At 47.0% G+C, this 26,980-nt stretch carries 9 protein-coding genes; 3 read left to right on the top strand and 6 right to left on the bottom strand.

Annotation, left to right across the window (positions count from 1 at the left end; translation table 11 throughout):
* Window positions 1–55: 55 nt before the first annotated feature.
* On the bottom strand, window positions 56–3,496 hold the full coding sequence (locus H5647_RS07470; protein WP_052691926.1) for a non-ribosomal peptide synthetase: 3,441 nt from the start codon (window positions 3,494–3,496) through the stop codon (window positions 56–58).
* Window positions 3,493–16,734 (bottom strand): non-ribosomal peptide synthetase, encoded by a 13,242-nt coding sequence (locus tag H5647_RS07465; protein WP_162926320.1) that lies wholly within the window; start codon window positions 16,732–16,734, stop codon window positions 3,493–3,495. Before H5647_RS07465 ends, H5647_RS07470 begins: the two co-directional genes overlap by 4 nt.
* Before the next feature lie 482 nt (window positions 16,735–17,216).
* On the opposite strand from H5647_RS07465, the gene H5647_RS07460 reads away from it, so the two are divergent.
* Complete coding sequence (locus tag H5647_RS07460; RefSeq protein ID WP_045857539.1) at window positions 17,217–18,173, top strand: hypothetical protein; 957 nt, start codon at window positions 17,217–17,219, stop codon at window positions 18,171–18,173.
* Window positions 18,174–18,257: 84 nt separating this feature from the next.
* On the opposite strand, the gene H5647_RS07455 is transcribed toward H5647_RS07460, so the two are convergent.
* Window positions 18,258–19,856, bottom strand: a complete 1,599-nt coding sequence (locus H5647_RS07455) for an isocitrate lyase (RefSeq protein WP_045857538.1) — start codon at window positions 19,854–19,856, stop codon at window positions 18,258–18,260.
* A gap of 66 nt (window positions 19,857–19,922) precedes the next feature.
* Entirely contained in the window at window positions 19,923–22,103 is a 2,181-nt protein-coding gene (locus H5647_RS07450; RefSeq protein ID WP_045857536.1) for a malate synthase G, read from the bottom strand.
* A 210-nt stretch (window positions 22,104–22,313) separates the two neighbouring features.
* On the opposite strand from H5647_RS07450, the gene H5647_RS07445 reads away from it, so the two are divergent.
* Window positions 22,314–23,831, top strand: coding sequence for a DUF3612 domain-containing protein (locus H5647_RS07445; protein WP_045857535.1), 1,518 nt, complete (start codon window positions 22,314–22,316; stop codon window positions 23,829–23,831).
* A 228-nt stretch (window positions 23,832–24,059) separates the two neighbouring features.
* A complete protein-coding gene (locus H5647_RS07440) occupies window positions 24,060–24,260 on the top strand; it encodes a hypothetical protein (protein WP_045857533.1) in 201 nt (66 codons plus the stop codon).
* Window positions 24,261–24,412: 152 nt separating this feature from the next.
* On the opposite strand, the gene H5647_RS07435 is transcribed toward H5647_RS07440, so the two are convergent.
* Window positions 24,413–25,945: a transglutaminase-like domain-containing protein gene (locus H5647_RS07435; protein ID WP_052691925.1), complete on the bottom strand. Its 1,533-nt coding sequence runs from the start codon at window positions 25,943–25,945 to the stop codon at window positions 24,413–24,415.
* Between the two features lie 454 nt (window positions 25,946–26,399).
* Entirely contained in the window at window positions 26,400–26,756 is a 357-nt protein-coding gene (locus tag H5647_RS07430; RefSeq protein WP_045857531.1) for a hypothetical protein, read from the bottom strand.
* Window positions 26,757–26,980 lie beyond the last annotated feature (224 nt).

Below are 26,980 nucleotides of genomic sequence, written 5' to 3'. Positions count from 1 at the left end.
ACGGAGGCTTGGTGGGCATTATTGAGCGATAATTAGCGCATACACAAAAGTTGCTTTAGATAGCAAATGTCTCTAATTCCTCCTGAGCGCCCAATGCGTCGCTATCAGTGGCGTCGGACGACGAAGCCAATTCCAGGTAGGCGGCAAGGCTCTGTAAGTCCGGGAACTGAAACATGACTTTAAGGCTAACGGTTAGACTAAATTCCTGCTCTAGCGCTTTCACCAGCCGAAGCATAAGAAGAGAATGCCCACCCCTATGAAAGAAATTATCGGCGATACCAATGCGCTCTACACTTAAAATGGATTGCCACAACTCACATAAGCGCGCTTCGGTTTCCGTTGTGGGCGGAATGTACGTTACCGTCACTTGGGAAATGTCAGGTTCAGGTAATGCCTTCCGGTTAACCTTACCATTAGGTGTTAATGGGATCTTATCAATGCATACAAAGGCTGATGGCATCATGTAATCGGGTAGGCGCGCGGCGAGTGATTGGCGTAGCTGTTCTACTAGAGTTTCTTGATCTAGCGTCGTTTCATCGCTGTTAGTACGCACAAGATAGGCAACCAGACGCTTATCGTCTTCGGCCATTTTCCACACGGTGACAATTGCATCGCTGACGTGCTGATGGGAGATTAACGTGTTTTCTATTTCACCCAATTCAATACGGAACCCGCGAATTTTTACTTGCTGATCAATACGGCCTAGAAACTCGAGGTTTTCGCCACTTGTCCAACGCACTAAATCACCCGTGCGATAAAGTCGTTCACTCGCAGCTGAATTATCCGCGTCGTAGAAGGGATTTTCGACAAATTTTTCACGCGTAAGATTTTCTCGATTCAAATACCCTTTCGATAAACCCACACCACCAATATACAGTTCACCCGACGCTCCTTCTGGCACCAGTTGACGCTCTTCATTTAACACATACACCTGAACATTTTGCAGGGGACGACCAATATGCAACAGATTATCACCTTCGCGGTACTCGCCTAACGTGGCACATACGGTGGTTTCTGAGGGGCCATACGCATTGATAAACTGCCGGCCTTGTGACCATTCTTGTGCAAGCGCGAGCGGGCACGCGTCGCCGGCGACAATTAACGTTTCCACGCTTCCCCACTGTGATTGGGTGAGTAAGGGCAACATTACGGGCGGTAACGTGACATGCGTAACGCCTACTGCTTCAACTAAGGCAGACAAAGCATCGGCGGATTTAACCACCTCACGCTGAGGAATAACCAAGGTGGCGCCTTTAAGTAGCGCCATAAATATTTCGGAGGTTGCAGCATCGAAGGCAAAGCTCGCAAATTGTAAGACTCGGCTATTTTCGTTAACCGAAAATCCGTCAATTTGACCGAGCGCCAAATTCGCCAACCCTCGGTGAACCAATAACGAAGCCTTTGGGTTGCCGGTTGATCCCGAGGTGTAAATCGCGTACGCCACATTTTGGGCATCGAGCGATAAATCCGTTACCGGAATATTGGTAATAGCTTGATGGTCCAAAACTAACTGCAAGGAAGGGTCATCTAAGCACAACGATTGTTCAACCGTTAAGCACGTGCGCTGTAGCACATCCATTTGCGTGAGGACCGTCTCGAGATTAGCGTCTTCCAGTAAATATTCCAATCGTGCTTGTGGGTAGTCGGGGTCCAGTGGCACATACGCACCACCGGCCTTCAGCACCGCTAACACACTTACGACCATATCCAATGAGCGATCAAGACAAATCCCTACAAGGGACTCCGGTTTTATTTGGCGCTGACGCAATAGGTAATGGGCAAGTCGATTTGCCCGTTCGTTTAATTCGCGATAGGTCAACGATTCCTCATCAAACATGGCTGCGGGTGAATCCGGCTTTTGTTCAACCATGGCTTCGAAAAGTTCTTGAACGCAGGTGCTGTGAGGAAAGGCAACGGTTGATTGATTGCGTTGTGACACGAGCATACGCTCTTCATCAGCCGTTAGAACACTGATGCTGCCGACCGAGACCAAAGGTGACTCAAGCATACGCTCTAGCACTTGTTCAAAATGCAGCGCCATGGTTTCAATACGTTCACGACTAAAGAGGCCCGTATTATATTCCCAGCCCAACAATAATCCGTTGTCATTTTCGGTGGCGTTTAGCGTGAGATCATATTTCGAGACAGTACTTTCTTGCTCGACAGTACTCATGGTGAGATTGGGAAGCTCCAAAACACCTTGCTCGTTATTTTGCAGTACCAACATAACCTGGAAGAGCGGGCTATGGCTAAGATTACGCTGTGGCTGTAAGCGCTCAACAATCTGTTCGAACGGCACCTGCTGGTGCGCATAGGCTTGCAATAGCGTTTGCTTGCTTTGCGCGAGTAGTTTTTCGAAGCTTGGGTTTTCAGAAAGATCTGAGCGCAACACTAAGTTGTTCACGAAAAAACCAATTAACCCGGCAATTTCGGGCTGCTCGCGATTCGCAATAGAAGTGCCCATCACGATATCGCGTTCATTACCATAACGTGACAGCAGTACCGAAAAGGCCGCATGCAATCCCATAAATAAGGTTGCGCCCTTCTCAGTACAGAATTGGTTTAATTTAGCGGATAACGACGCACTTAACTGTCGTTGTACAATCTCGCCTTCAAAGGTTTGCTCTGTAGGCCGGGTAAAATCTAACGGCAAGGCGTGCACTTCGGGTATGCCGGCAAGTTGATCGTCCCAATAAGACAATTGCTTGTCGAGCTCTTCACCTTGTAAAACTTCTCGCTGCCACAGTGCATAATCGACGTATTGTACATCCAGTGCCGGTAACGGATTGGCTTGGCCTGCCGAATACGCACGATAAAGTGCTGAGAATTCATTGATCAATACAGCCATTGACCAGCCGTCGGACGCGATGTGGTGCAAGGTCACAAACAGAATATGCTCACTGGCCGAGATTTTTAACAACGTTGCGCGGATCATGAGGTCCGAATCCAATTGAAACGGACGCGCGGCTTCGTCTAGTACCATTTTCGCAATCGTTAATTCACGCTCACCAGCCTCTAAAGCAGTGAGGTTATGCTCGATTATATCAACCGCCGTGGCAGGCTGAATACACTGCATTGGCTCACCGTTGTCATCTTCACTAAAACAAGTGCGCAAACTTTCGTGGCGTTCCACGATAGTGGTTAACGCGTTGCTTAGTGCTTCAACATTTAAGGTGCCACTGAGTTTAAGGGCTTGAGGCATATTAAAATGCTTAGTTTCATCTTCCATTTGATCTAAAAACCATAAGCGTTGCTGAGAAAACGAGGTTGGATACCCCTCTCGGTCGCGCGGCACGGCTTTTATCGTGTGTTTGGTGAGAGGCCAATTTTGTTTCAGTACTTCAACTAAAGCCGCCTTGGACGATTTTATCGCGGTAACCAGTTCGTTATTCAACGCACTGCGATCACCTTTAACGACTAGATTTTCATTGCTGTCTAAATCGAGTCGAATATTCTTTTCTTTTAAGGTTTTAAGTAACTCTAATATTGCGCTCATAGTGTTAATTCCATTTCATCGGATGCGGTCTGGGAAGGAGAATCCTGTTGAATGGAGGACATCAACTGACACTCTTCAATATTGGTAACAAGCTGTTCTACGGTATGGCTGTTAAATATTTTCTGTAAGGCTAGATTAATATCAAAATTATTATTAATGCGGGTAATCAACTTGGTTGCCATTAGCGAATGGCCGCCGAGGTGGAAGAAGTTATCGGTAATACCTACTCGCTCCACCGATAAAAGCTCTTCGAATAGTTCACATACAAATTTTTCTGTGTCGTTGGTTGGCGCAACGTAAACGGCTTGAACGCGGCTAACATCTGGCTCGGGCAATGCCTTACGATCGACTTTTCCGTTTGAGGTAACGGGGAACTCGGGCATTAAGACGAAGTGCGAGGGCACCATATAGTCGGGCAAACGCGTACCCAGCTCTCGTCTAAGACGCGCCATTTCACGGTTCTGGTACTCGGCATTTTCGTCGTCGTTAATGGTGTGTTCTAGCGCGCATACCACGTAGGCCACTAATGTTTTGTCATTTTCAGCGTCGGTGCGCACCAGTACTACGGCGTCGTCTATACCTTGAATATTTGCCAAAGCACTTTCAATTTCACCGAGTTCAATACGCAGGCCGCGAATTTTAACCTGGTTATCCATGCGGCCTAAAAATTCTAGATTGCCATCGGTGAGCCAGCGAACACGGTCACCCGAACGATAGAGTCGGGCGCTGTGTGCAGCGGAGTCGCTATCGAAAAAGGGATTGCGAACAAATTTTTCCTGTGTCATTTCCACACGATTTAAATACTGCCGCGCAAGACCTACCCCACCAATATACAGCTCTCCCGGCGTGCCGATTGGCGCCAACTGTAACGATTCATTTAGCACATAGGTTTGAACATTTTGTAAGGGCGTGCCCATATGCAGTACGTTGTCTTCACTGGAATTGTATGCGCCTAAGGTTGCACATACGGTGGTTTCTGACGGGCCGTACGCGTTGATAAAGCGTCTACCTACACTCCATTTTTTGGCCAACGCATCGGAGCACGCGTCACCAGCCACCACTATAGTTGCCACGTTTTCCCACGCCTCTAATGAAAGCGCAGGCAACAAGACCGGCGGCAAGGTTGCGTGTGTTACGCCTGTTTGCGCCACGACTGCCGAGATATCGTCGGGCACTTTGGCGCTTTCGCTGTTCATAAGCACCAGTGCCGCACCGTTACCTAGCGCCATAGCCAACTCCCACGTTGCTGCGTCAAACGCTACCGATGCAAACTGTAAAATTCGGCTAGTAGGTGCAACGTTAAGTGATTCTCGTTGCGCCATTACCAAGTTACATAAGCCTTTATGCTCCAATAGCGACGCCTTCGGGTTGCCAGTAGAGCCCGAGGTGTAGATCGCATACGCCACATGATTATTATCGACAGCAACCTCTTGATGCGACAGATTACTGTTGTCGTTCAGCAATAAGGATGCAACTAACGCGGGATCGTCCAACACTACCAACTGAGAGGGTTCCAACGGTAATAGCCCGGCAGTAGAGGTTTGGGTGACAACCGTTTCAAGCACCGCATCCTCTACGATGTAATCAATGCGTGCCTGAGGGTATTGCGGGTCGATAGGTACATAAGCCGCGCCCGCTTTTTGAATGCCAAGCATGGCGACAACCATTTCCATGGAGCGATCAACACAAAGCCCCACTAAACTGTCTAGCGTTACGCCTTTGGTCAAAAGATGACGAGCAAACCGATTCGCACGCTGATTCAGTTCGGCGTAATTCATATGAACGCCGTCTAATATTAATGCGTCAGATTCGGGCGACATGGCCGCAAAATGTTCAAACAAACGGTGGAAGCAAGTCTCTGACGGAAAATCTGTGGTGGTTTTATTCCAAAGGTGTAGCGGTTGGCGTTGCTGCTGCTCACTCAACACCGGTAATTCAAATAGTGCTTGCTCTGGGTGTGACAACATATTCACGAGTAATGTACTAAAACTTTCGCACATTGCCATTATCGTATCGCGCTTGAACAGATCGGTATTAAACTCCCAGTTTAGTTCAAGCCCTGCATTGCTTTCGTTAATGTGCAGCGTTAGGTCATATTTTGCGATAGGCAGATTTTGATGAACAGGATTCACCGACAAGCCTGGAATATTCAGCTCGCCTTGCTCATTATTTTGAAACACCAACATTATTTGGAAGAGTGGGCTATGGCTTAAACTTCTCTCGGGCTGCAATGCTTCAACAATTTGCTCAAACGATACCTGCTGATGCTCATACGCATCGATCAACATCGCTTTATTGGCGTTAAGCAACGAGGAAAACGAAGGGTTAACCGTAAGGTCGCTACGTAACACTAAATTGTTGACGAAAAACCCTATGAGGTCGGCCACGTCTGTTTGTTCACGATTCGCCACTGGGCTACCCACCACAATATCTTTTTCATCGCTATAACGTGCCAACAATGCGGAAAAAGCTGTATGGACACCCATAAACAAGGTGGCGCCTTGCCGCTGGCAATAGTCAGCTAACTGATCACGTACACTACTGTGTAACAGTGTGGTATAGGTTTCTCCCGCGTAACTTTGCATGGCTGGCCTTTCGTAATCGAGCGGCAAGCTATGAGTAACCGGCAGTTGGTCTAGTTGGTTTTTCCAGTACGCAATTTTTTCTGCAAGCACATCGCCCTGTAACCATTCACGCTGCCAATGCGCATAGTCGGCATATTGTATGGCTAGTGGCGCTAATGGATTTTCTGCGTTCTGGTTAAAGGCATTGTAGAGCGCATTAAATTCATTCATTAATACCGAGATAGACCAGCCGTCTGCGGCAATGTGATGCAACGTCATTAACAATAGGCTATCGGTGTCGGTTTCCTGAATTAATTTAACCCGTATCATTAGGTCGTGTTCTAGTGAAAAGACGGTGGCCGCCTCCTCCATTGAGAGTGTAGCGATATGCGTTTCGCGTTCCATGGAGGGCAGGTGACGAATATCCACTACAGGCATGTCGACGGTTTGAATATCGTCGATAACCTGTAACGCACGACCTTGAGTATCGGTCTCAAAACGGGTTCGTAAACTTTCATGACGTTGCACGATGGTGCAAAAGGCCGCGTTCAACGCCGAAATATTAAGCTCTCCACTTAACCGTAGTACGTTTGGCATATTGTAGTGTGCGCTACCGCCATCAATCTGATCCAACATCCATAAACGTTGTTGTGCGTACGATAGTGCAAGTGGTTGAGATCGATCGGCCTGTACAATGTCGGGTATTGGGCTAACCGGTGTAGCCCGCTTTATTTCCGCCACAAGCGCAGACACGCGCTGATGGCTAAACAACGTATTCAAAGGTAGCGCGAGGGAGTATTGCTTATTTATCAAGGCCATTAAACGCGTGGCAGATAATGAATGCCCACCAATTTCGAAAAAAGCATCGTTCATACCGACACGTTCCAACCTCAATACGTCTTGCCAAAGTGCGCATATCTCTCGTTCGAGGGTTGTCTCCGGCGCACGGTAGTCGTGTTGGCTATTCCCTAAATCAATTTCCGGCAACGCTTTACGGTCAATTTTTCCATTTGGTGTTAGGGGGAAAACATCAAGAAGTAAATACGCCGAAGGCACCATATAGTCAGGGAGGGTTTTTCGCATGTCCACCTGCAAGGCATCACTATAGGCCGCGTGATCAGTTGTAACCTTGCTCTCGGGCACAATATAGGCCGCTAAATATTGATCGCCACTCGCGTTTTCTTTCGCGATAACCAATGCTTCTTTTACCGTTGCATAGGCGCTTAATGTATTTTCAATTTCACCCAGTTCAATTCGAAACCCTCGGATTTTGACTTGTTGGTCTACCCGTCCTAGAAAATCCAAATTGCCGTCGGGTAACCATCTTACGAGATCACCAGAGCGATACAGCTGCTTAGAGGCGGTTATATCGCTGTCATCATAAAATGGATTAGTAATGAATTTCTCGTGCGTCAACGCGGGTTGATTTAAATAACCCTGGCTTACGCCATGACCACCAATGAGCAGTTCGCCCGGTGTTCCTTCTGGAACCAACTGGCCATTGTTTACAACATAAAGCTTCGCTAAATTCGGCGATTTACCAATGGGTACACTGCCCTCAGGCGTACCGCTAAGTTTATGCACGGTACTCCAGACCGTCGCTTCGGTTGGGCCATATTCATTAAACAATGCGCAACGATCACCCAGAGAGGCATGGTGCTCTATTGCCAGCGCCGGCGGTAAAGCCTCACCGGCCAGAATTACGCCCTCTAGCGATGATGCGCCTTGCCCATTAAGCTTCATTAACCCCAACATTTCTTGGTAAAGAGAAGGAACTGATAACAAATAGTTAACCCGCTCTTTATTTACTAGTGCCAGTAACGTATCGAGTTTGGAAAGGCGACTCTTATCGGGCACTACCAGCTTCGCACCACTCATTAACGACCAAAAAATACCCGCTATAGAGCTATCAAAACTACACGGGCTTAATAATAAGAACGCCGTTAACGGTGTGGTGTAATAATTAAATCGGGCCTGTGTAGAGGCCATTAAATTACGGTGGTTAACCTTAACGCCTTTAGGCTTTCCGGTAGAGCCGGAGGTGTAGATAACATACGCCAAGCTGTCGAGCGTTATTGCTACGTCCGGTGAAGCAAGGTTTGCAAGAGGCTGGCGGGCGAAACGGTACAATCCTTCCGGGTCATCCAGGCACAGCGCTTGTGAAGCGGTTATGGGTGTTTTAGTGAAGACACTTTGTGAGGTAATGACAGTCTTCACACCAGAATCTTGCAACATGAAGGCGAGCCTATCGACGGGGTAGTCGGGATCGAATGGCACATACGCACCGCCCGCTTTTAACACCGCCAGTATGCCAACAATCATGTTCAGTGATCGGTCTACACTAATGCCTACTAACTCACCGGCCACAATGCCACGCTCGCGCACCATAAAATGAGCTAACTGATTGGCACGACCATTTAATTGCTCATAGGTTAAGGTTTCATCTTCAAATACAACAGCGATTGCCTTTGGCTGTTCATCAACCTTTCGCTCGAAGTAGCGATGTATGGCTGAGTGCTCGAGTGCGTTTGGCGTGACCTTATTCCAATCGTGCAACTGCTTAACACATTCGTCATTATCGAGCATCTCTAGCGCATAAATATTGTCGGTTGGCGCGGCCAAAGCAGCGCTGAGAACACGGTCAAAATGATTTGCCATACGCGCAATGGTTGCAGGTAAAAATAGATCGGTATTAAATTCCCACCCTAGATTGAGGTGCCCTTCGTTTTCAGTCACGTGTAAAGTGAGATCGTATTTTGATACCGTATTGCCTTCTGCAATATGCTGCAATTGCAAACCGGGTAACGATAGATCGGCCTCTTCATTATTTTGTAATACCAACATTATTTGAAATAACGGACTATGACTTAAACTGCGTTGAGGTTGTAGCCGCTCGACAATTTTTTCGAACGGTACTTGTTGGTGATCATACGCCTGCTTTAGGCAACACTTACTTTTTTGCAAAACGTCATTAAAACAATCCGATTCGGATAATTCACTGCGCAGTACAAGATTGTTGACGAAAAACCCAATCAACTCGGCTATACCCTGCTGTTCACGGTTAGCCGTAGGGCAACCAATAACAATATCGGTTTCATTACTGTAGCGAGAAAGTAAAACGCTAAGCGCTGCATGCAAGCCCATAAAGAGCGTTGCATCGGTTCGCTGACACAGCGCCTTTAGCGCGCCCACATTATCTTCTGACAATACTGATGTGTAGGTGCAGCCATTGTAAGTTTGCACCGCAGGGCGAGGTTTATCGAGTGGCAAACTATGCACAACGGGCAAGTGATCTAAATTGCCTTGCCAATGATCAAGCTCCGTTTCCAGCGCATCACCTTGAAGTTTCTCTCTCTGCCATTGGGCGTAATCGGCGTACTGAATACTGAGAGGCATAAGCTGTGCTGATCGTTGCTGCGTACTCGCCGTGTAATATTCGGTGAACTCACGCATCAAGATAGCGGATGACCACCCATCGAAAGCAATATGATGGGCCGTTACCAATAATCGATGTTCGGTGTCATTTAGTTTAATAATCGACGCACGAATACAATAATCATGGTCCAGATCGAAGGCCAATGCAGCCTCTGTTTTGGCTAACGTTTGCCATGCCGTCGTTATGGCCTGTTCATCGCCCGCTGTCGATACATCATGAAAACCTACGGGCTGGGTCACAAACGGCCTTATACGCTGACACACATCGCCATTTTCATTCGTATAAAACTGGGTACGTACACTTTCGTGGCGTTGAACAATTCTATTAAACGCCTGTTCTACGGCTTTGTAATCTAATGACCCCGTTAAGGCCAATACGCTCGGCATATTGTAATGAGCACTGCCGCCATCAATTTTATCGAGTACCCAGAGACGTTGCTGGGAGAAAGACGCAAGCAATTCGTTGTCTCGCGAGTATTCACCTATTACGTTATCAACCGATCTGTCACTTTGCGAATCGATTAATGTACTAATAGCGATAATCGTTTTCTGATCAAATAATGCAGTAAGCGGTAAGGCTAACGAAAATTCTGCATTCATTCGACCAATCGCACGTGCCGCTAACAATGAATGGCCGCCGTGCTGAAAAAAGTTATCGTGTAGGCCAACGTTATCGCGCTGTAAGACGTCCTGCCATATCGCTGCAACACGTTTTTGTGTCTCGCTAATCGGCGCTACAAATTCAGCTTGCGCATCAGAAGGCTCAAACGCCGGCAGTGCTTTACGGTCAATTTTTCCGTTAACAGTAACCGGCAAAGTTGGTAATAACACCAACCCTGTTGGCACCATATAATCGGGTAAGGCCGCGTGTAGCGCTAGCCGTAATTGTGCCTCTTCGGTTTTGCAGGCGGCATTTTCTGGTTGACGGCCTTGCGCAGTATGCAGTTCTTTTACAACCGCTTCATTATTGCTCGCAACGTACGCGACCAGGCTTTTATCGCCACGCGCATTGTCTTGTGCGACCACAATGGCATTATCGACCGTAGCTTGCGCCAACAAGGTATTTTCGATTTCACCCAGCTCAATGCGCAAGCCTCTAATTTTAACCTGGTGATCGATGCGGCCTAAAAATTCTAGATTGCCATCCTCTAACCAACGTACTAGATCACCCGTTCTATAGAGCGTATCTGATGATCTAGACCGAGTATTTGAAAAAGGATTAGGTATGAATTTTTCGCGCGTTAATGCGTCTCGATTTAAATATTCTCGACCTACACCTTGCCCGCCAATATAGAGTTCGCCCGGCACCCCAATGGGCGCAAGCTCTTGATGGGTATTCAGTACGTAAGCCGACATATTTTGAATAGGCTTACCCATGTGCAGCGCCGTGCTGTGCGCGCTGTAGTGGCCCATGGTGGCGCACACTGTGGTTTCCGACGGGCCATAAGCATTGATAAATGTACGCCCTTCACACCATTGCGCAGCCACTTTTTCCGGACAGGCTTCACCCGCAACTACAAGGGTACTGACACTGCGCCATTTTTCTCTATTCAGCAGCGGCAACAATACGGGAGGTAATGTTGCATGTGTTACGTTGTTGAGTTGTACGAGTTCATCCAATGCTTCGGGTGTTTTTTGTTGTTCACTCGTCATAAGCACTAACGTTGCGCCATTTGCCAACGCCATTACCCATTCCCAGGTTGCAGCATCAAACGCAACAGAGGCGAACTGTAGAACGCGACTATAATTTTCCTCTACCGTTAGTGATTGACGTTGGGTATCGGCTAGGTTGCATAAGCCACTGTGCGTTAACAGTGATGCCTTTGGTTTTCCCGTAGAACCCGAAGTGTAAATGGCATAAGCCAGATGTTGCGGCATTAACGCCGCGCTAGACGCGGTAATATTATTGGCGCACTCTGCCGTAATCGCATCGCTCACGGTGGTATCGTCCAACGCAATAATGCTTGCTTGCTCAAATAGCGTGGCGAGCGATTGCGTGGTTACAATAGTACTAAGGCCAGAATCTTCAACAATAAACTGTAGACGTGCACGAGGATAATTCGGATCGATAGGCAAGTAAGCACCACCAGCTTTTACAATTGCCAGCATGGTGATTACCATATTGAAGGAGCGCTCCAAGCAAACACCTATTAACGTATCGGGAGTTATGGTTGCTTCACGACGTAGGTAATGTGCAAGCTTATTCGCCTGCTCGTTCAATTCACCGTAACTTAATTGCTGCTCACCCAAGATTATCGCAACGGAGCTTGGCGCTGAGGTAGCGTGGTGTTCAAACGTTTGGTGAATAAGGTCAAAAGGCATCGTCTGTTTCTTCGGCCCTTCGCTCCACTCATGCAACAACGTGCTGCGTTCTTGCGCCGACAATACCGAAATCGCGTTAATTTTTTGGTCACTCTTGGTTTCTAACAATGTTACCAACTGCTCCAATGCGGTTTCTACCAATGCCACAATACGTTCGGGAGACAGCACCGCGTCTACCTGCGCGGTTAGAAGAAAATTATCGCCCAGATCGTCAACACACAAATTAAACGGGTAGTTAGAGCGCTCGACCGTTTCGACTAAAGTGAAACCCAACTTATCTTCGAGTGACGCGGTATTTTCGGTATGACGATAGTTTAAGATTGCACTGAACAGCGGCTGGGCCGTTTCAATACCAGAACAGTTTTGCGCTAGAGCCAATGGCGCTTGTTCGACGGCCATGAGTTCTCTCAGGCGATGCTGTATTGCCTGTACAAAACTTTCGGCATTGACATTTTCGAGATTAATACGAAAAGGCAGTGTATTGATAAAGACACCTAACATATTGCCTATATTGTTCACGCCTTGCATGCGGCCCGATAATACGGAGCCAAATACAATATCGTCTCGGCCACTACACGCGCCAACAACCATCGCCCATGCGGCGTGAAAAAGAATACCGGGGCTAACGTTTTCAATTTTTGCGATTGCGCGTGTTCGCTCACTAAGATCCGCACTAAGTGTTGTATTCGATTCAATAATATTCGCGCCGTTACCCTGTACTTCGGTTAATCCGAAAGGTGCGGTCACTTCATCTACATCGCCCAGTGTTTCACTGAAGTAGGTGGTTGCGCGTGAGGTCGCATCGTCTTGTAGGCTCGCGGCAATGAAATGCCCATACTGCGCAGCCGGTTCGAGCGATGCGCTATGGCCTTCGCTATGCGCGGCTATTTCGCGTTTAATAATGTCGAGGCCCACATGGTCCAAAATAATATGATGGAATGTTAATAGTAGGCCGCACGACCTTTGGCCTTCGCTTTGCCCTACCACCACTTCTATGAGGGGCTTCAGTTCCAAATCCATGTGCTTGCTGTGTTGCTCGCCAATTACTCGCATATTGGTGTTTAACGGACATTCATTATCAAATGTTAACCAGGTTACGGGTAACGCGACCGCACGGCTAACGGTCTGAAACGGACGCGACAAACCCTGCCAGCGAATATTGGTACGCAGCGCTTCATGGCGATTGATGACGTTTTGTAACCCGTCAATAAAAGTGTGTGCAGACTCGGCACTGGGCATGACAAATTGTGCGGTTAAAATATAGGGGTCGCAGGTTTGATTCATCATATGATGAAACAAAATACCATCCTGTAGTGGCGATAGCGGGTATACGCTGTGTAGGTTTTCAATGCCGCCTGGGTGGGTCTCTTCCAATAGCGACATTTCAGTTTCACTCAAATTAATAAGAGGCAATACGTCTGCGGTTAGACGATTAACACCTTCCGGTATAGCATAATTTAGCGCCACGTTTTCACTTGCGTCGTGAGCTTCTACGGCAGCCATGCAGTGCGCAAGATCGGCAAAGGTTCGAGCAGAAAAAACGTCCCGCGCGTCGAGAATGTAGCCTTGCTCTTTTATAGTCGCGACTAAACGCATAACCATCAATGAGTGGCCGCCAAGTTGAAAAAAGTTATCGTGCCGACCAATCTTTTCAACATTCAGTAGGGCTTCACAGGCTTCACATAGTGTCTGTTCGGTTTCATTAGCCGGCGCAACATACTCACTAACCAGTAGCTGTGCAGTGGGTTCCGGCAGCGCTTTTCGATCCACTTTACCGTTGGGCGTAATGGGCAAATGAGGTAGTACAATAAACGCAGAAGGCACCATGTAGTCCGGCAACATATTCGCTAAGACCGCCTCTATCTCGCCGGACCATTGCAGAGCCGCCGATGTTTTCTCAAGAATTTGCTTTATTAGCGTATCGTCATCGCGGTTCGGTGCAATATACGCCAGTAATTGTTTGTCGCCGCGTGCTGTGGTGTGCGCCATAACAAAGGCTTCGCGAATACTCGGCATTGATGTAAGGGCGTGCTCTATTTCTCCAAGCTCTATTCGGAACCCACGAATTTTTACCTGATGATCCACTCGGCCAATAAATTCGAGGTCGCCGTTTTGCAAGCGTCGAACAAGATCACCCGTTTTGTACATTACGGGGCCAGAACACTGTGAGCCCGTTTTATGAAACGGGTTATTAAGAAAGACCTCTGCCGATAACGCTTCTCGATTTAAATAACCACGCGCAGTACCAGCGCCGGCTAGATAGAGTTCGCCTACTACGCCCACGGGGCATAGCTGGCGATGTGCATCCAAGACATAGCCTGCGGTATTACTGATAACATTACCCAGCGCAATTTTATGGGTACTCGCCACATATTCGGCAGTAAGCTCCTTCCATAAACTAAACGTGGTATTTTCAGTGGGGCCATATACATGTAAAAGATGTTCGGGTTTTCCTTCACGTACAATGGTTTCAATGGCGGTGGGGGAACAATCTTCACCGCCAAACAATAATGCGTTTAAATTGGCGAGTGCCGTTGGGCTTTCGTTGGCAATCGCGTTAAACAGCGCCGTAGTAATAAAGAGTGTATCAATATTTTTTTCGCGTAAGGCATTGCCCAATTGCTTTGGATTAATAAGGGTGTTTTTGGCTACGTAAACCAGCTGGCCACCGTTCAAGAGCGCGCCCCAAAATTCGAATGTCATAGCATCAAATGACATGTTAGATGCCTGTGCAACGACGCTGTCGCTGGTCAGAGAAATATAATTTGTGTTTTTAACGAGCCTTACCACTGCGCGATGATCGACTTGTACGCCCTTGGGGTTACCTGTGGAACCTGAGGTGTAAATAATATAGGCGTGATCTTGCGCGGTGGCTTCTGCTTTTACATGGGTACTACATTTTTCCATGCCTGCACTAACGGTATCGTCGTCTAAACACAAGGCTGCGGCCGCAGGAATGGGTGACTGCCCAAATATCGCGCGATGCGTGATAACGGTATTGAGCTTTGCATCTTCCATCATGTAGCGCAAACGCGCTTCGGGATACTCGCGATCAAGCGGTACATAAGCTGCACCCGCTTTAACAATAGCGAGAATGGCTACCACCATATCGCTAGAACGATCCATACACACGCCTACCATTGCGCCGCGTTCTACGCCACGATGAACACGTAAATACTCAGCTAATTGATTCGATTTTTCATTAAGCTGCGTATAGGTGAGCGTCGCATCATCGAATACCGTTGCGACGTTATGCGGTGTTTTTGCTACCTGCTCATTAAATAGTTTGCCCAAACTCTTATCGTGTGGGTAATCGGCCTTTTGTTCATTCCAGGTATACAGCAGGTTATTTTTTTCTTCTTCGTTTAAGTAGTCGAGTTCATTGATAGGCGTGTTCGGCGACACAATGGCCGCACGCGTTAGCTGTAAAAAATGTTTGGCTAAGGCTTGTATAAAATTCGGTTTGAACAATTCAGTAGAATATTCCCACGTTAACGCCAAGCCGTGGGCATCTTCCGAGATATCCAGTTGAAGGTCGAATAACGTGGTGTTCTTTTTTAATGCGCTAATTGAACACTGCAGCCCTGGCAATTCAAATTCTGGAATATCATTATTCTGAAAGGCAAAGGCTATTTGTATCAGTGGGTTGTAACTGGCGCTACGGTGCGCCGCGCACGTTTGAACAATTTGATCAAAGGGTACGTGCTGGTGTTCAAAGGCTTCTTGACTATTTTTTGTGACACTGGCAAGCGTTTGCTTAAACGTTGCCGCGCTGTCGTAGGTGTTACGCAACGGCAGCATATTCACAAAATAGCCTATTAAGCCACTCAAGGATTCGTGTGAGCGATTCGCGGCTGGTGTACCAATCACTAGATCATTCGATTGGCTGTATTTCGACAAAATTACACCAAACAACGTGTGCAACACCATAAACAAGGTACTGCCAGAGGTTTGCGCAATGGACTTTAGCTCCCCGAGGCTAGCGAAATCGATGCGCTGCGTTAGGGTCTCGCCGTGAAATTTACGACGCTTCGGGCGTGGGAAATCCGTTGGTAAACTGTGAACGTCTGGGGCTCCGCCAAGTGATTGTTTCCAGTATTGAATGGAATCATTAAACGCTCCCGTACTTACTTGTTGACGCTGCCAATCGGCAAAATCGACATACTGCCGAGGTAAGGTATCTAACACCGCAGCAGTACCTTCGGTAAGCTCGGTATAACTTTCGCTAAGTTCATTCACCAAAACGCCTAACGACCAACCGTCCGAGGCAATATGATGAAGCACCACCACTAACTGATGGTAGTCGTCGGCCAATTTTATTAATGTGCAGCGCATCATTAAATCACCGGCAAGGTCGAAGGGCAGCGTTTCAAAGGCTATCGCGGCACTTTCGGCTTCACTCTCGGCAATATGAATATCTTTTTCGCTCAAATCCAATACGGGTATTTCGCCAAACGTAGCGTCGTGTACACGCTGACACACAACGCCAGAATCATCGTAAAAATTGGTGCGCAGTGTTTCATGCCGTTGCACGATCGTGTCAAAGGCTCGCTCGAGCGCACCGTTATTCAACACCCCACTAAGGTGTAGTACTCGACAAAAATGATAGCCCTGCCCCACATCATCCACGGCTTCGGATAACCACATCTGCTCTTGGTTATACGACGCAGGGAGCGCAGTAAGGCGTTTAGACACAGGGATATTTAATGACGATTGAGTATCACTCGCCTGCTCGTCGACGACCGCTTTACTCGCTTCTTTTAGCCAATCGATAATTTCGGGCTTAAGCGTACGTACGAGGGCCACCGTTTCGTCGTTGAGTGTGTTCGGCGGTGCGCTAATTTTTATAGCATCACCAGACAATTTAAAACGGATATTTTTTTGGTGGCAATCCTGTAGAAATTCGTAGAGTTTCATATCGATCCAGTTTGGCATTTGTCTGAGTATGGAATATTCATTCACCATCGGCTCACTGCCGATAGCGCCTATTAGCCATCCCTACTCACGAAAATTGCTCTTGTAGGATTGACGCGGACAGTATGTCGATATGAAGTGGTATTCACCACTGAGCCAAATTACATCTTGACGAAAACCCGCAATCGATGTAGGAGTACAGCTTAAAGGCGCTAATCAGGTACGAGGCAAGGTGCGGCCGCACGCCGCTAACACCAGACCGTTAGGCGCTTGCGGGGAAACGGCTCATCGAACAATTGGGCGTTTACAGGGAAAGTGTTTGAAAACCAAATCGACAGTAATTTTTCACCAACCAAAGAATGGGTTTGTTTGAAAAAGGAGGGGCACCTAAGTTTGATTGTCATTTTATACGTTAATTCTAAATTGTATTCGACAATCAACCACTTTATATTGACGCAGCTTTTGCTTATCTAAAAGGAACTGAAATGATAAAAACGCTACATAACACCCTAGCCCTTCTGGCTCTTTCAACATTACTCGTCGCCTGCGGCGGCGGTGGCAGCAGCAGTACTGGTTCGGGAACTACCCCTACTGCAGTGCCTACTGCAGTACCGACTACCGCCCCAACGGCAACGCCAGTATCCTACCGTTTGCATGAGGTACGGGAATACAATGGCGTAATCGAAAACGAAGAGCTCGTCGATCTTATTTTGCATGCACAGCAGTCTTATACCTACAACGCCAATAACGAGCAGCACGCTCAAATCATAGACAGTATCTCGGACGTATACCCTCTTGGCCGTGAAGCTATGCGCATTGACTTTACCTACGATGCCGCCAATACCACCGAAACCGATGTCGTTACGTTAACCTCCTTCGACGCATGGAGCGATGCAGGAACGGGCGAAATGATGACCCAACTCGCTTGGGAAGACGAATGGTCTAACGGTAATCTTGTGGGGGCGTCGGAACATGCTCAAAATTTTGATAGCGACGGCGGCGTTACGTCTGAGAATTTCCATGATCATTCCCGCACTTTCTTTAGCAACGGAAAAGTCGACTTCAATACCGTTGACTTCGGTTCTGATGGCAGTATTGACGAACTGCAGGAATACACATGGGGCGCGAATGGCGTAGAAACGTCCATCAGCTGGGCTGGCGATCGTCTGGCTAATCTTGAAGAAGCGGAATACGTTTATGATGACGAAAGCGGTCGTCTTATTGAATCGTACCATTTCACTCAAGACATCCTTCAAGTACGCATTTACGATTATTCAACGGTAGGCACATTGCTTATCGTAATTGGTAATGCTGATTCTAATGGCAACGTTACCTCCATGCTCGCTGAAGAACATATTTATGAGCGCGGCGAATGTGGTGAAGGCATACTGAAAAGAGCGAATGCCTTCTCCGTTAAGCAGACACACTGCTTAAGCTGGTAATCGGTCTCGCACGCTTATTTTAAGCGTCACAAAAAAAGCCGCTCACCTTAACGGGTGAGCGGCTTTTTTTTAGGGCCTGTAACCTTAGGAAAATTGATTCATTGTATTCCCCTCTCCCGATGCCTTCAGCGCCTGCCCACCCGAAAAATACTCTTTGTGGTCATCCCCTATATTTGAACCCGACATGTCTTGGTGCTTTACGCAGGCCAATGCTTCGCGTATTTCTTTGCGCTGCACATTTTTCACATACGCCAACATACCTTGCTCACCAAAATAGTCTCGCGCCAAACTATCGGTAGACTGCGCTGCCGTATGATACGTTGGCAGCGTAATTAGGTGATGAAAAATACCCGCTTGCGTGGCGGCCTCTTTTTGGAAGGCTCGAATTCTTTCATCGGCTTCACTCGCTAACGCGGTATTATCGTAATCGCCTCGCATTAAGTTATCACGAACATACGCGCCTACGTCACGCCCTTCTTGCTGCCATGCATCAAACACTTGCTGACGGAAATTAAGTGTCCAGTTAAAAGAGGGGCTATTATTGTAAACCAGCTTTGCATTAGGAACCGCTTCACGAATACGTTTCACCATGCCGGCTATCTGCCCGATGTGAGGTTTTTCTGTCTCGATCCATAATAGATCTGCGCCGTGCTGTAGTGACGTAATACAATCCAGTACAACTCGCGCTTCTCCGGTGTTAGGCTTAAAGCGTACCAATCCATTCGACAACCTGTTTACCTTTATTTTTCGGCCCTGCTGTGAAATAACAAGGTCGCCAGATTCGATATCTTCGATGCTATCGATGGCTTTACCATCAATAAAATTGTTGTACTGTTCCGCTAAATCGCCTGTACTTTTCGATACCGGAATTTTTTGCGTTAACCCTGCTCCGAGGGAGTCTGTGCGCGCGACAATAATGCCATCATCAACCCCCAACTCCATAAAGGCGTACCGCACCGCATTTATTTTTGCGAGAAAATCTTCATGGGGCACGGTTACCTTACCGTCTTGATGGCCACATTGTTTAGCGTCCGATACCTGGTTTTCAATTTGAATACAACATGCACCGGCTTCTATCATTTTTTTCGCCAGTAGATAGGTTGCCTCTTCATTACCAAAGCCTGCATCAATATCCGCAATAATGGGTACCACGTGGGTTTCAAAACTATCGATGGCATTTTGAATAGTTTGCGTTTTAATATCGTCGCCTTGTGCGCGTGCAGCATCTAGCGCTTTGAACATGTGGCCTAGTTCGCGGGCATCGGCTTGTTTTAAAAAAGTATACAATTCGGTAATTAATTCTGGAACCGCCGTTTTCTCATGCATAGACTGATCGGGTAGCGGCCCAAATTCTGAACGCATAGCCGCCACCATCCACCCCGACAAATACAAATACCGGCCTTGAGTAGTACCAAAATGTTTTTTAATGGAGATTATTTTTTGTTGGCCGATAAACCCATGCCAGCACCCCAACGACTGGGTATAGTGTTCTGCATTGTCATCGTAGTCGGCCATATCGGCGCGCATAATAGCCGCCGTATAGCGGGCAATATCCAAGCCGGTTTCAAACCGGTTTTGTAAGCGCATTCGCGCCACAGATTCGGGGTTGATAGAATCCCAACGATGCCCCTGAGAATTAATGGTTGCCGATGCATGATTCGATTCTGTTGCGTACTTATTCATAATAACCTCAATTAATATCGTCTTGGTCTTTGCGCGAATTTTTCACGTTACACAATGTTGACGCCTTCAGCCGTTCGCCTTTTGCTTAGCGCGTAAACGGTAGTGATGTAACAGTGGTTCGGTATAGCCATTAGGCTGATCCACCCCTTTAAAAATCAAATCTCTCGCTGCGTTGAACGCAAGGCTCGATTCTGTCTCTGGCGCCATAGGCTCGTAGCCTATTGAACCTTTATTTTGGCTGTCTACCACAGCCGCCATTCGAAGCAAACTGTCGTTGACCTGCTGAGCCGTACACACGTTGTGTAATAACCAATTTGCAATATGTTGGCTGGATATACGTAACGTTGCTCTATCCTCCATTAATCCCACATGATTGATGTCTGGTACTTTTGAACAGCCAACACCCTGCTCAACCCATCGTACGACATACCCCAAAATACCTTGAATATTGTTTTCTAATTCACGCTCAATGTCCTCGGCACTCGCGCTCATATGCGCCGACATAAGGGGTATTGACACAATATCGTCAATGCTCGCGCGCGTTCGATTCGCGAGTTGCGCTTGAACCTCTCGCACATTGATACTGTGATAGTGCAATGCGTGTAGCACCGCTGCAGTAGGCGACGGCACCCATGCCGTATTTGCACCCGCTAGAGGATGCTCCATTTTTTGCGTCATCATTTTGTGCATTTCATCGGGCATTGGCCACATACCTTTACCAATTTGGGCGCGCCCCGGAAAACCGCACGCAATACCAATATCCACATTTCGATGCTCATAAGCGTTAATCCAAGGCTGCTCCTTAATACGCGCTTTGGGTAAGAAAGGGCCTGCGTGCATACTGGTATGAATTTCGTCGCCAGTGCGATCCAGAAAGCCCGTATTAATAAAAAAAACTCGCGCTTTTGCTGCTCGAATACACGCTTTTAGATTAAGGGTTGTTCGGCGTTCTTCGTCCATTATGCCCAGTTTTAACGTATTTTTTTCTAATCCCAGCATCGCTTCTACACGGTCGAATAACGTGCACGTAAAGGCCACCTCTTCTGGGCCATGCATTTTCGGCTTAACAATATAGATACTGCCCGCACGGCTATTTTTTATCTCTTTGGGTTCCCGGTTTAAATCGACAGAGCCAATTAACGCGGTTACCACGGCGTCGAGAATCCCCTCACCAACACAGCCTCCATTACGGTCTGTCATTAAATCGCTTTCCATAAGATGACCGACATTACGATTAAGCAATAAGGCTCGCCCCGGTAACCGATAATCGTCTCCATTAGCACAAGTAAAACATTTATCGCGGTTTAGCCGACGAGTGTAGGTGACGCCGCCCTTATCAAAATTTGCAGTGAGATCACCCTGCATTAAACCCAACCAATTTCGATAGACGGCTAGTTTGTCTTCGGCGTCTACGGCGGCAACAGAGTCTTCGCAATCCATAATTGTGGTTATGGCGGCCTCGACAATTATGTCTTCTATTTTCGCGAGGTCATGTTTGCCATTCACCCCGTTTCTATCGAAGACAATTTCGATATGTAAGCCGTTATTTTTAAGTAAGATTGATTCGGGATTATCTTTGTGACCACATAAGGCCACAAACTGATGCGGGTTTTTTAAACCGCTATCCGTACCATCGGGAAAAAACGCCAATAGGTGCTGGTAGTACACCATGTAGTTCGTAACATTCTTATGTGAGCCATGTGCCAACGGAAAAATTTCGTCAAGACAGTTTTTGGCATACGCAATAACATGGTTGCCCCTCGCAGGGTTATGGCGCTTGCACGGTTTCAAACCATCTTTATGGGGGATAACATCGGTGCCGTATAGCGCATCGTATAAACTTCCCCAGCGGGCATTTGCAGCGTTCAATGCGAACCGTGCATTTTTAAGTGGCACCACTAACTGGGGGCCGGCGATTGTGGCAATTTCGGCATCTACGTTATCGGTTGAAAGGGTAAAATCCTCACCCTCGTCAACCCAGTAACCAATGGTGTGTAGCAATAATTTATACGCATTCGCATCGAACGGTCTATCTCGATTCGATTGATGCCATGCATCAATTTTTTCCTGCATCTGGTTGCGAGTATGAAGAAGCGCCCTATTCACCGGCATAAGGTCTTCAACTAACTGGTTGAGATCTTCCCAAAATGTAACCGAATGTAGGCTGGTAAGCGGCAATACTTCATCGCTGATAAAGGTAAAAAATTTATCGTTGATAAGACTGCTATTTTCTTGCGGAATGTTCATGGTAAATACCCGTTTCTTCACTGTTTTAATCAATTTAAACTCACATTCAAGCCATCGGGACTAATAGCCGAGCTACACTTAAAGCAGTCTATTAACTCGCTTTTATGCGTCTAACATCTATGTTCTACGTTAGCGGTTTGCTTAACTACAGTTTAGGTGAGCAAACGCTAGAATTTCACAATAGAAATTTCACAGTGTAAATTTTACAAAATGAAAGACACTAAGAGCCTTATGCGTAAGGCTCATTTCCTTGGCACTAAAATACGTAATTTGCGTAAGCGTAACCACCTCACAATGGAGGATTTGTCTGCGCGCTGCGTAAAGGTTGAGGCGGAATATGCGCCCTCGGTTTCCTACCTTTCCATGATAGAAAGAGGTAAGCGAGTGCCCAGTGAAAACATGCTAGAGATCATTGCAACGGTCTTTCAAAAAGAGCTTGAATGGTTTTTAGATGATATCCCCGAGGAGCAGGATATTACCCCAGTTAAGGGCAGCAGGGGCGGTATTAGTGGTATGGCTCTAGAACCTAACTTTTTGTTTTCTAACGAAATATTACAAATTGCTATTCCAGAGTTACTGTCACAAACCGGTACCACAGGGCGACAGTTTGCGCATTTGCTGATAAGGGCCCATCAAGAACACCATCAAAACCATTTCCCCGATTTAGAGCGAGCTGCTGAAGACATAGGTCAAAAGCGATTGCCACTGAGTAAAGGCGATATTCTTGGCCTAGTGAAATCACTAGGCCTGCGTATAAGATGGTTCGACGAAACACCCTCGGAGGTTCAAAACGACATCGCGATAGGTGATGATTGTATCGTTACCTCCTTCTACGAACCGCTCAAAACCATTTATGTAAACACGGCGCTTAAGGCTCGCCCTAAGCGTTTTAAATACGATTTGGCCGTGCAAATTGGCCACTGCGTGTTGCACGATAAAGAAGCTTTCCGAAATGTGCTGGTCGCCGGACATGGGCAAAGCACCACTTTATTAGAAGAAGCGATACCTGGCAGCCAGTCATCCATTGTGGGTGCCCAAGATATTTTGCATGCATGGCGAGATTTCGAATGCAGTTTTTTTGCCGGTGCGCTGCTTTGCCCTAAGGTTGCCTTCCGCCAAATGCTCGACCGTCAAGGTTACGAAGTCAGTGTAAGTTCACTCGTAGAGGTTTCGGAATCGGTTGCCATGCGCCGAATGACGGCGGTCTCACCCTACCCCCACTGGCACTATTTCGATGCTTACGCGCCGGGCAAGTTAAAAGCGGTGTATCGCGGTAACGGTATTCCTTTGCCGTGGGGGAATATGCGTGTGATCGGCGATCCATGTCAGCATTGGTCGGTCTTTCGAATGATTGACCACCCAGTTACCGGTACCGCTTCGCAGATATCCATTATGGATGTGAATAACGAACCACGTATTTATGCGTGCGAATCTATCTATGTTAAGGATTTAGCAGGACACGCCCATGTATTGTGTGCTGGTATCGACCTCAATCCCGCTATTGCAGCACAAGGTAAAGCTGCACAAGAAATAGCTGCTAGCCTAAAGCTCACCTGCGTTAAAAATGGGGGTTCCGCTAAAATCCCCCGTGCAATAAAGGCCGATTTAACCAGTGTTGCCCGTATTTTAAATATTGGCTGGGTAGCCAGAGGTATCGAAAGTGAAGCGCGGCTAATCTGTTCACGCGGAGCCATGTGCCCTCGTCAGCCAAGCTGCTATTCCGTTTAGGCGTTCGCCAGCGTTTAGTGGGCGATACTCACTTTTCTCACTTTTTCCGCATTTCCACGCAACTGCAATATTAATGTCATTCAACTGACACACTTCTAACCCATAATCGCGGCATCGGTATTTGCAGCCAACACTAGTAACTACTACTAGCAACTACCACCTCCCATTTACTGCGCACGGGTTAACCCGCTCGCTACACTCAACGCTTTAACGCGTGAGGAGCCTATAATGAATGTATTATCCGCTGTGAAAATAATTGGTCTTACCCTTGTCGTATTCGCTAGTACCGCCTACGCCGACGACCTAGCGATACAGTTAGAAGAAATGACCGTTATGGGTGCGGTAAAAAATGATGATGCCGTCGCCTTTGAAGCCGAAGGCACAACGCAAGAAACCGTATTAGAAGAATTGCCGGTAATTACCGAGTAGATTAGCCGCCACTATCCAATAGCGATATTCTTCTATGTCGCTATTTTTTTGTTCCCTATTTCCCTGTGTGCTGTAGCGCACTCGTGCGCGCCCTAAAACAACCACCGTCTACTCCTACGGCGTTATCGTCTACCGCAATTTATTGAAATGGCTTATGGAGCGGAAGACACCTGCGCTGCGGATACAATCGTTAAACCACGCAACTGGTGATTTATCCGCATAAAATCTGACTGCTCACCATTACTTATTCCCAGTGCTATGTGCCCCGCAGTAAAGCCTTCCATACCACTATCAAAACTTTTCCACACCCCATTTACCCATGACTGCACCCACGCATGCGGTATAAACATATGGGTTTTTCCATAGAATCGATCATTACTGTAGGCAAGGCCAACAATAATACGCGTTGGGATACCTGCGGCACGTGCCAATGCGGCCAATAAAAGGGCGTGTTCGGTGCAATCGCCACTACCGGTTTCCAATGCTTGTGATGCACGAGCGTAGCCCGAATACACGACCTTTCCCGTTTTCATATGACGCGTAACAAAACGACTTAGATGTTTCATTTTTTCGTCGTTATTAAGCGTTGATCGCTCATCATTCAATAGCGTTCGCACTTTTAATTGAATACTCTCGGCATCACTATCAATCCAATAATTGGACAGCATTGCCTCGCGTAATTCTCCCGCCCTCGGCTCGGCGCCAATATCACAGTGTGCGCAAACCGTCACGTGTACACCATCATCCAGTTGCTTAACCTTTTGCTCGTGAGTATTGGGAACCTGCCCTAAAGAATCACTGTTTAAATGGTAGCGAATCGTTCTTTTTAAAGCTGCATCAGGAATACGAAAGGGGGAACGAATAAGTTGTCTATACACATTTTGTAAGGGCGTAACATCTGCTGTCGCACACACTTCGTCACAGGTCTCGACAAGCAAGGCATCACCGGACGACTGAGACCATTCGCTTTGCACGTAAAAATATTTATCGGCTAATAGGATTTTTTTACGGCCCTGTACAGAAGCTGTATTCTCTTCACCTAACACCGTCTGAGTTAAACGCCACTGTGGCGGGTATTTATTTACCGCGCCGCTATTGTTCGCCTCAAAGTTCTTGATCTCAACATTTTCTAGTGCGAGATCAGAAGGACGAAACTTTTGAATATCTAGCCGTACAATTTCAAATGCCAAGGCCGAAAAACTCCACTGATTGAATTCAATCGACGACTGATTATCACTGTGGAGTAAGCGCTGCCTTAATGCTTCCGGAAAATAGAAATGTGGCGGGATTGAATATTTCTTCGCTTGTGCTCGTTCGCCACCGTGACTAACAACCAAAAAACGTTCGCTTACCACCGCCGCCATCGTATGGGTTGCATGCGCAGAATTAATCGTTTTATAAACCGCTATAGGCTGGCCGTCTAAATATTCAACATACCGCAGCGTAATGGTCGATTGTTGCGCTGGCTGGCCTGGTACTCGCGTGTGTAATGTAAGCACCTCCGTTGTTTCTATACGTTCGTTTTTAATTGAGCGACGGATAGTTCGAGAGCCAACTTTTTCACCCGCCAAACTAATCGACTGCCATTGCTCAGGCAGCACCGAGCGTGCACCTTCGCCCCAGGCGTAGACACTTGTGAGACCTACACCTATACCTAGACATAGCCATCTAAGCCAAAACAGCATTTCCTTCTCCCAGAAAAATAGTGCTTTTCAAAGCCGTAATATTAACAGACGAAGCATCCCTAAATCACGGAGAAGTATGGCAATTGAACATTCAGGCTTTACGTAGATGAACCTTAAAAAATTAAGTCTAAATACGGTATCCACGGTCAATAACGTTCAATGCTTGAAGCCTTTAAAAGTAGCGTGGCGTAAATTCATGTGTATGGTCGGTAGAACACCATTCGTTTAGCGTGCGCTGCCAAACGTAACCTTACGTTAGTGCTTGACCTTCATCCAGCCAACACCTGTAACTTGCACTCATCTCGCTACCAGAATTGAATTTTTTAGTGCTTAATTGCGAGCACCTACACCACGTTTAAACTCATATTATTGAGTAATGTCAGCCAATAGCCCTACTCGAAATCGGCAAGGCGTATCGTTATCAGCGTCACTAACAGCCTATCCCTAAGCGATTTTAATTCACGGCTAAACTTGTGATGTAATTGTTTTCATCTAAGCGATGAACCACAATTTTTTCAAAACGAGGCAATAAAACAGGTGTGTTGGCCTCGCGCTCAGCGCTCGCTGCTTCTGTCATCAGTACCGGCTTTTGAATCATCACATGATTAATGGTGGCTTCTTGCTCTTGCAATTTCTTCTGAACGACCGGCAATAGTGAAGCGCAATGAGGCATGCCATAATCGGCATGCTGCAGCTGAGCCTGAAATCGATTTGGCGCGTGCTCTGATTCGGCGATTGCCGATACGCTGGCAACGAGTAATACAACGGCAACACAACACGCTCGTAAACAACTATTCCTTAATACTTTCATTACATTCTCCCAAAAAACACATTAACGATGTATTGCGGCTGTGCGATGCGTGATGATCACTTACGCTCAGCTTAAGCAACGAATTGATTTAACGCTATTGCTATATCAGAAACTGTGCCAACATTTATTTTTTTGTTAACACATTGTTATTAAAGGTTTTTTTATCGTTGCTCGAACGGCCGCTACTCTATTTTTATTTTGTTGATGTGAGAAGTGGTAGTTTT

Origin of the sequence: Teredinibacter purpureus (assembly GCF_014217335.1) — a bacterium.
Classification (GTDB): Bacteria; Pseudomonadota; Gammaproteobacteria; order Pseudomonadales; family Cellvibrionaceae; genus Teredinibacter; species Teredinibacter purpureus.
The sequence above is the reverse complement of the archived record's forward strand: the minus strand, read 5'-3'. Positions and strand labels throughout refer to the sequence as shown.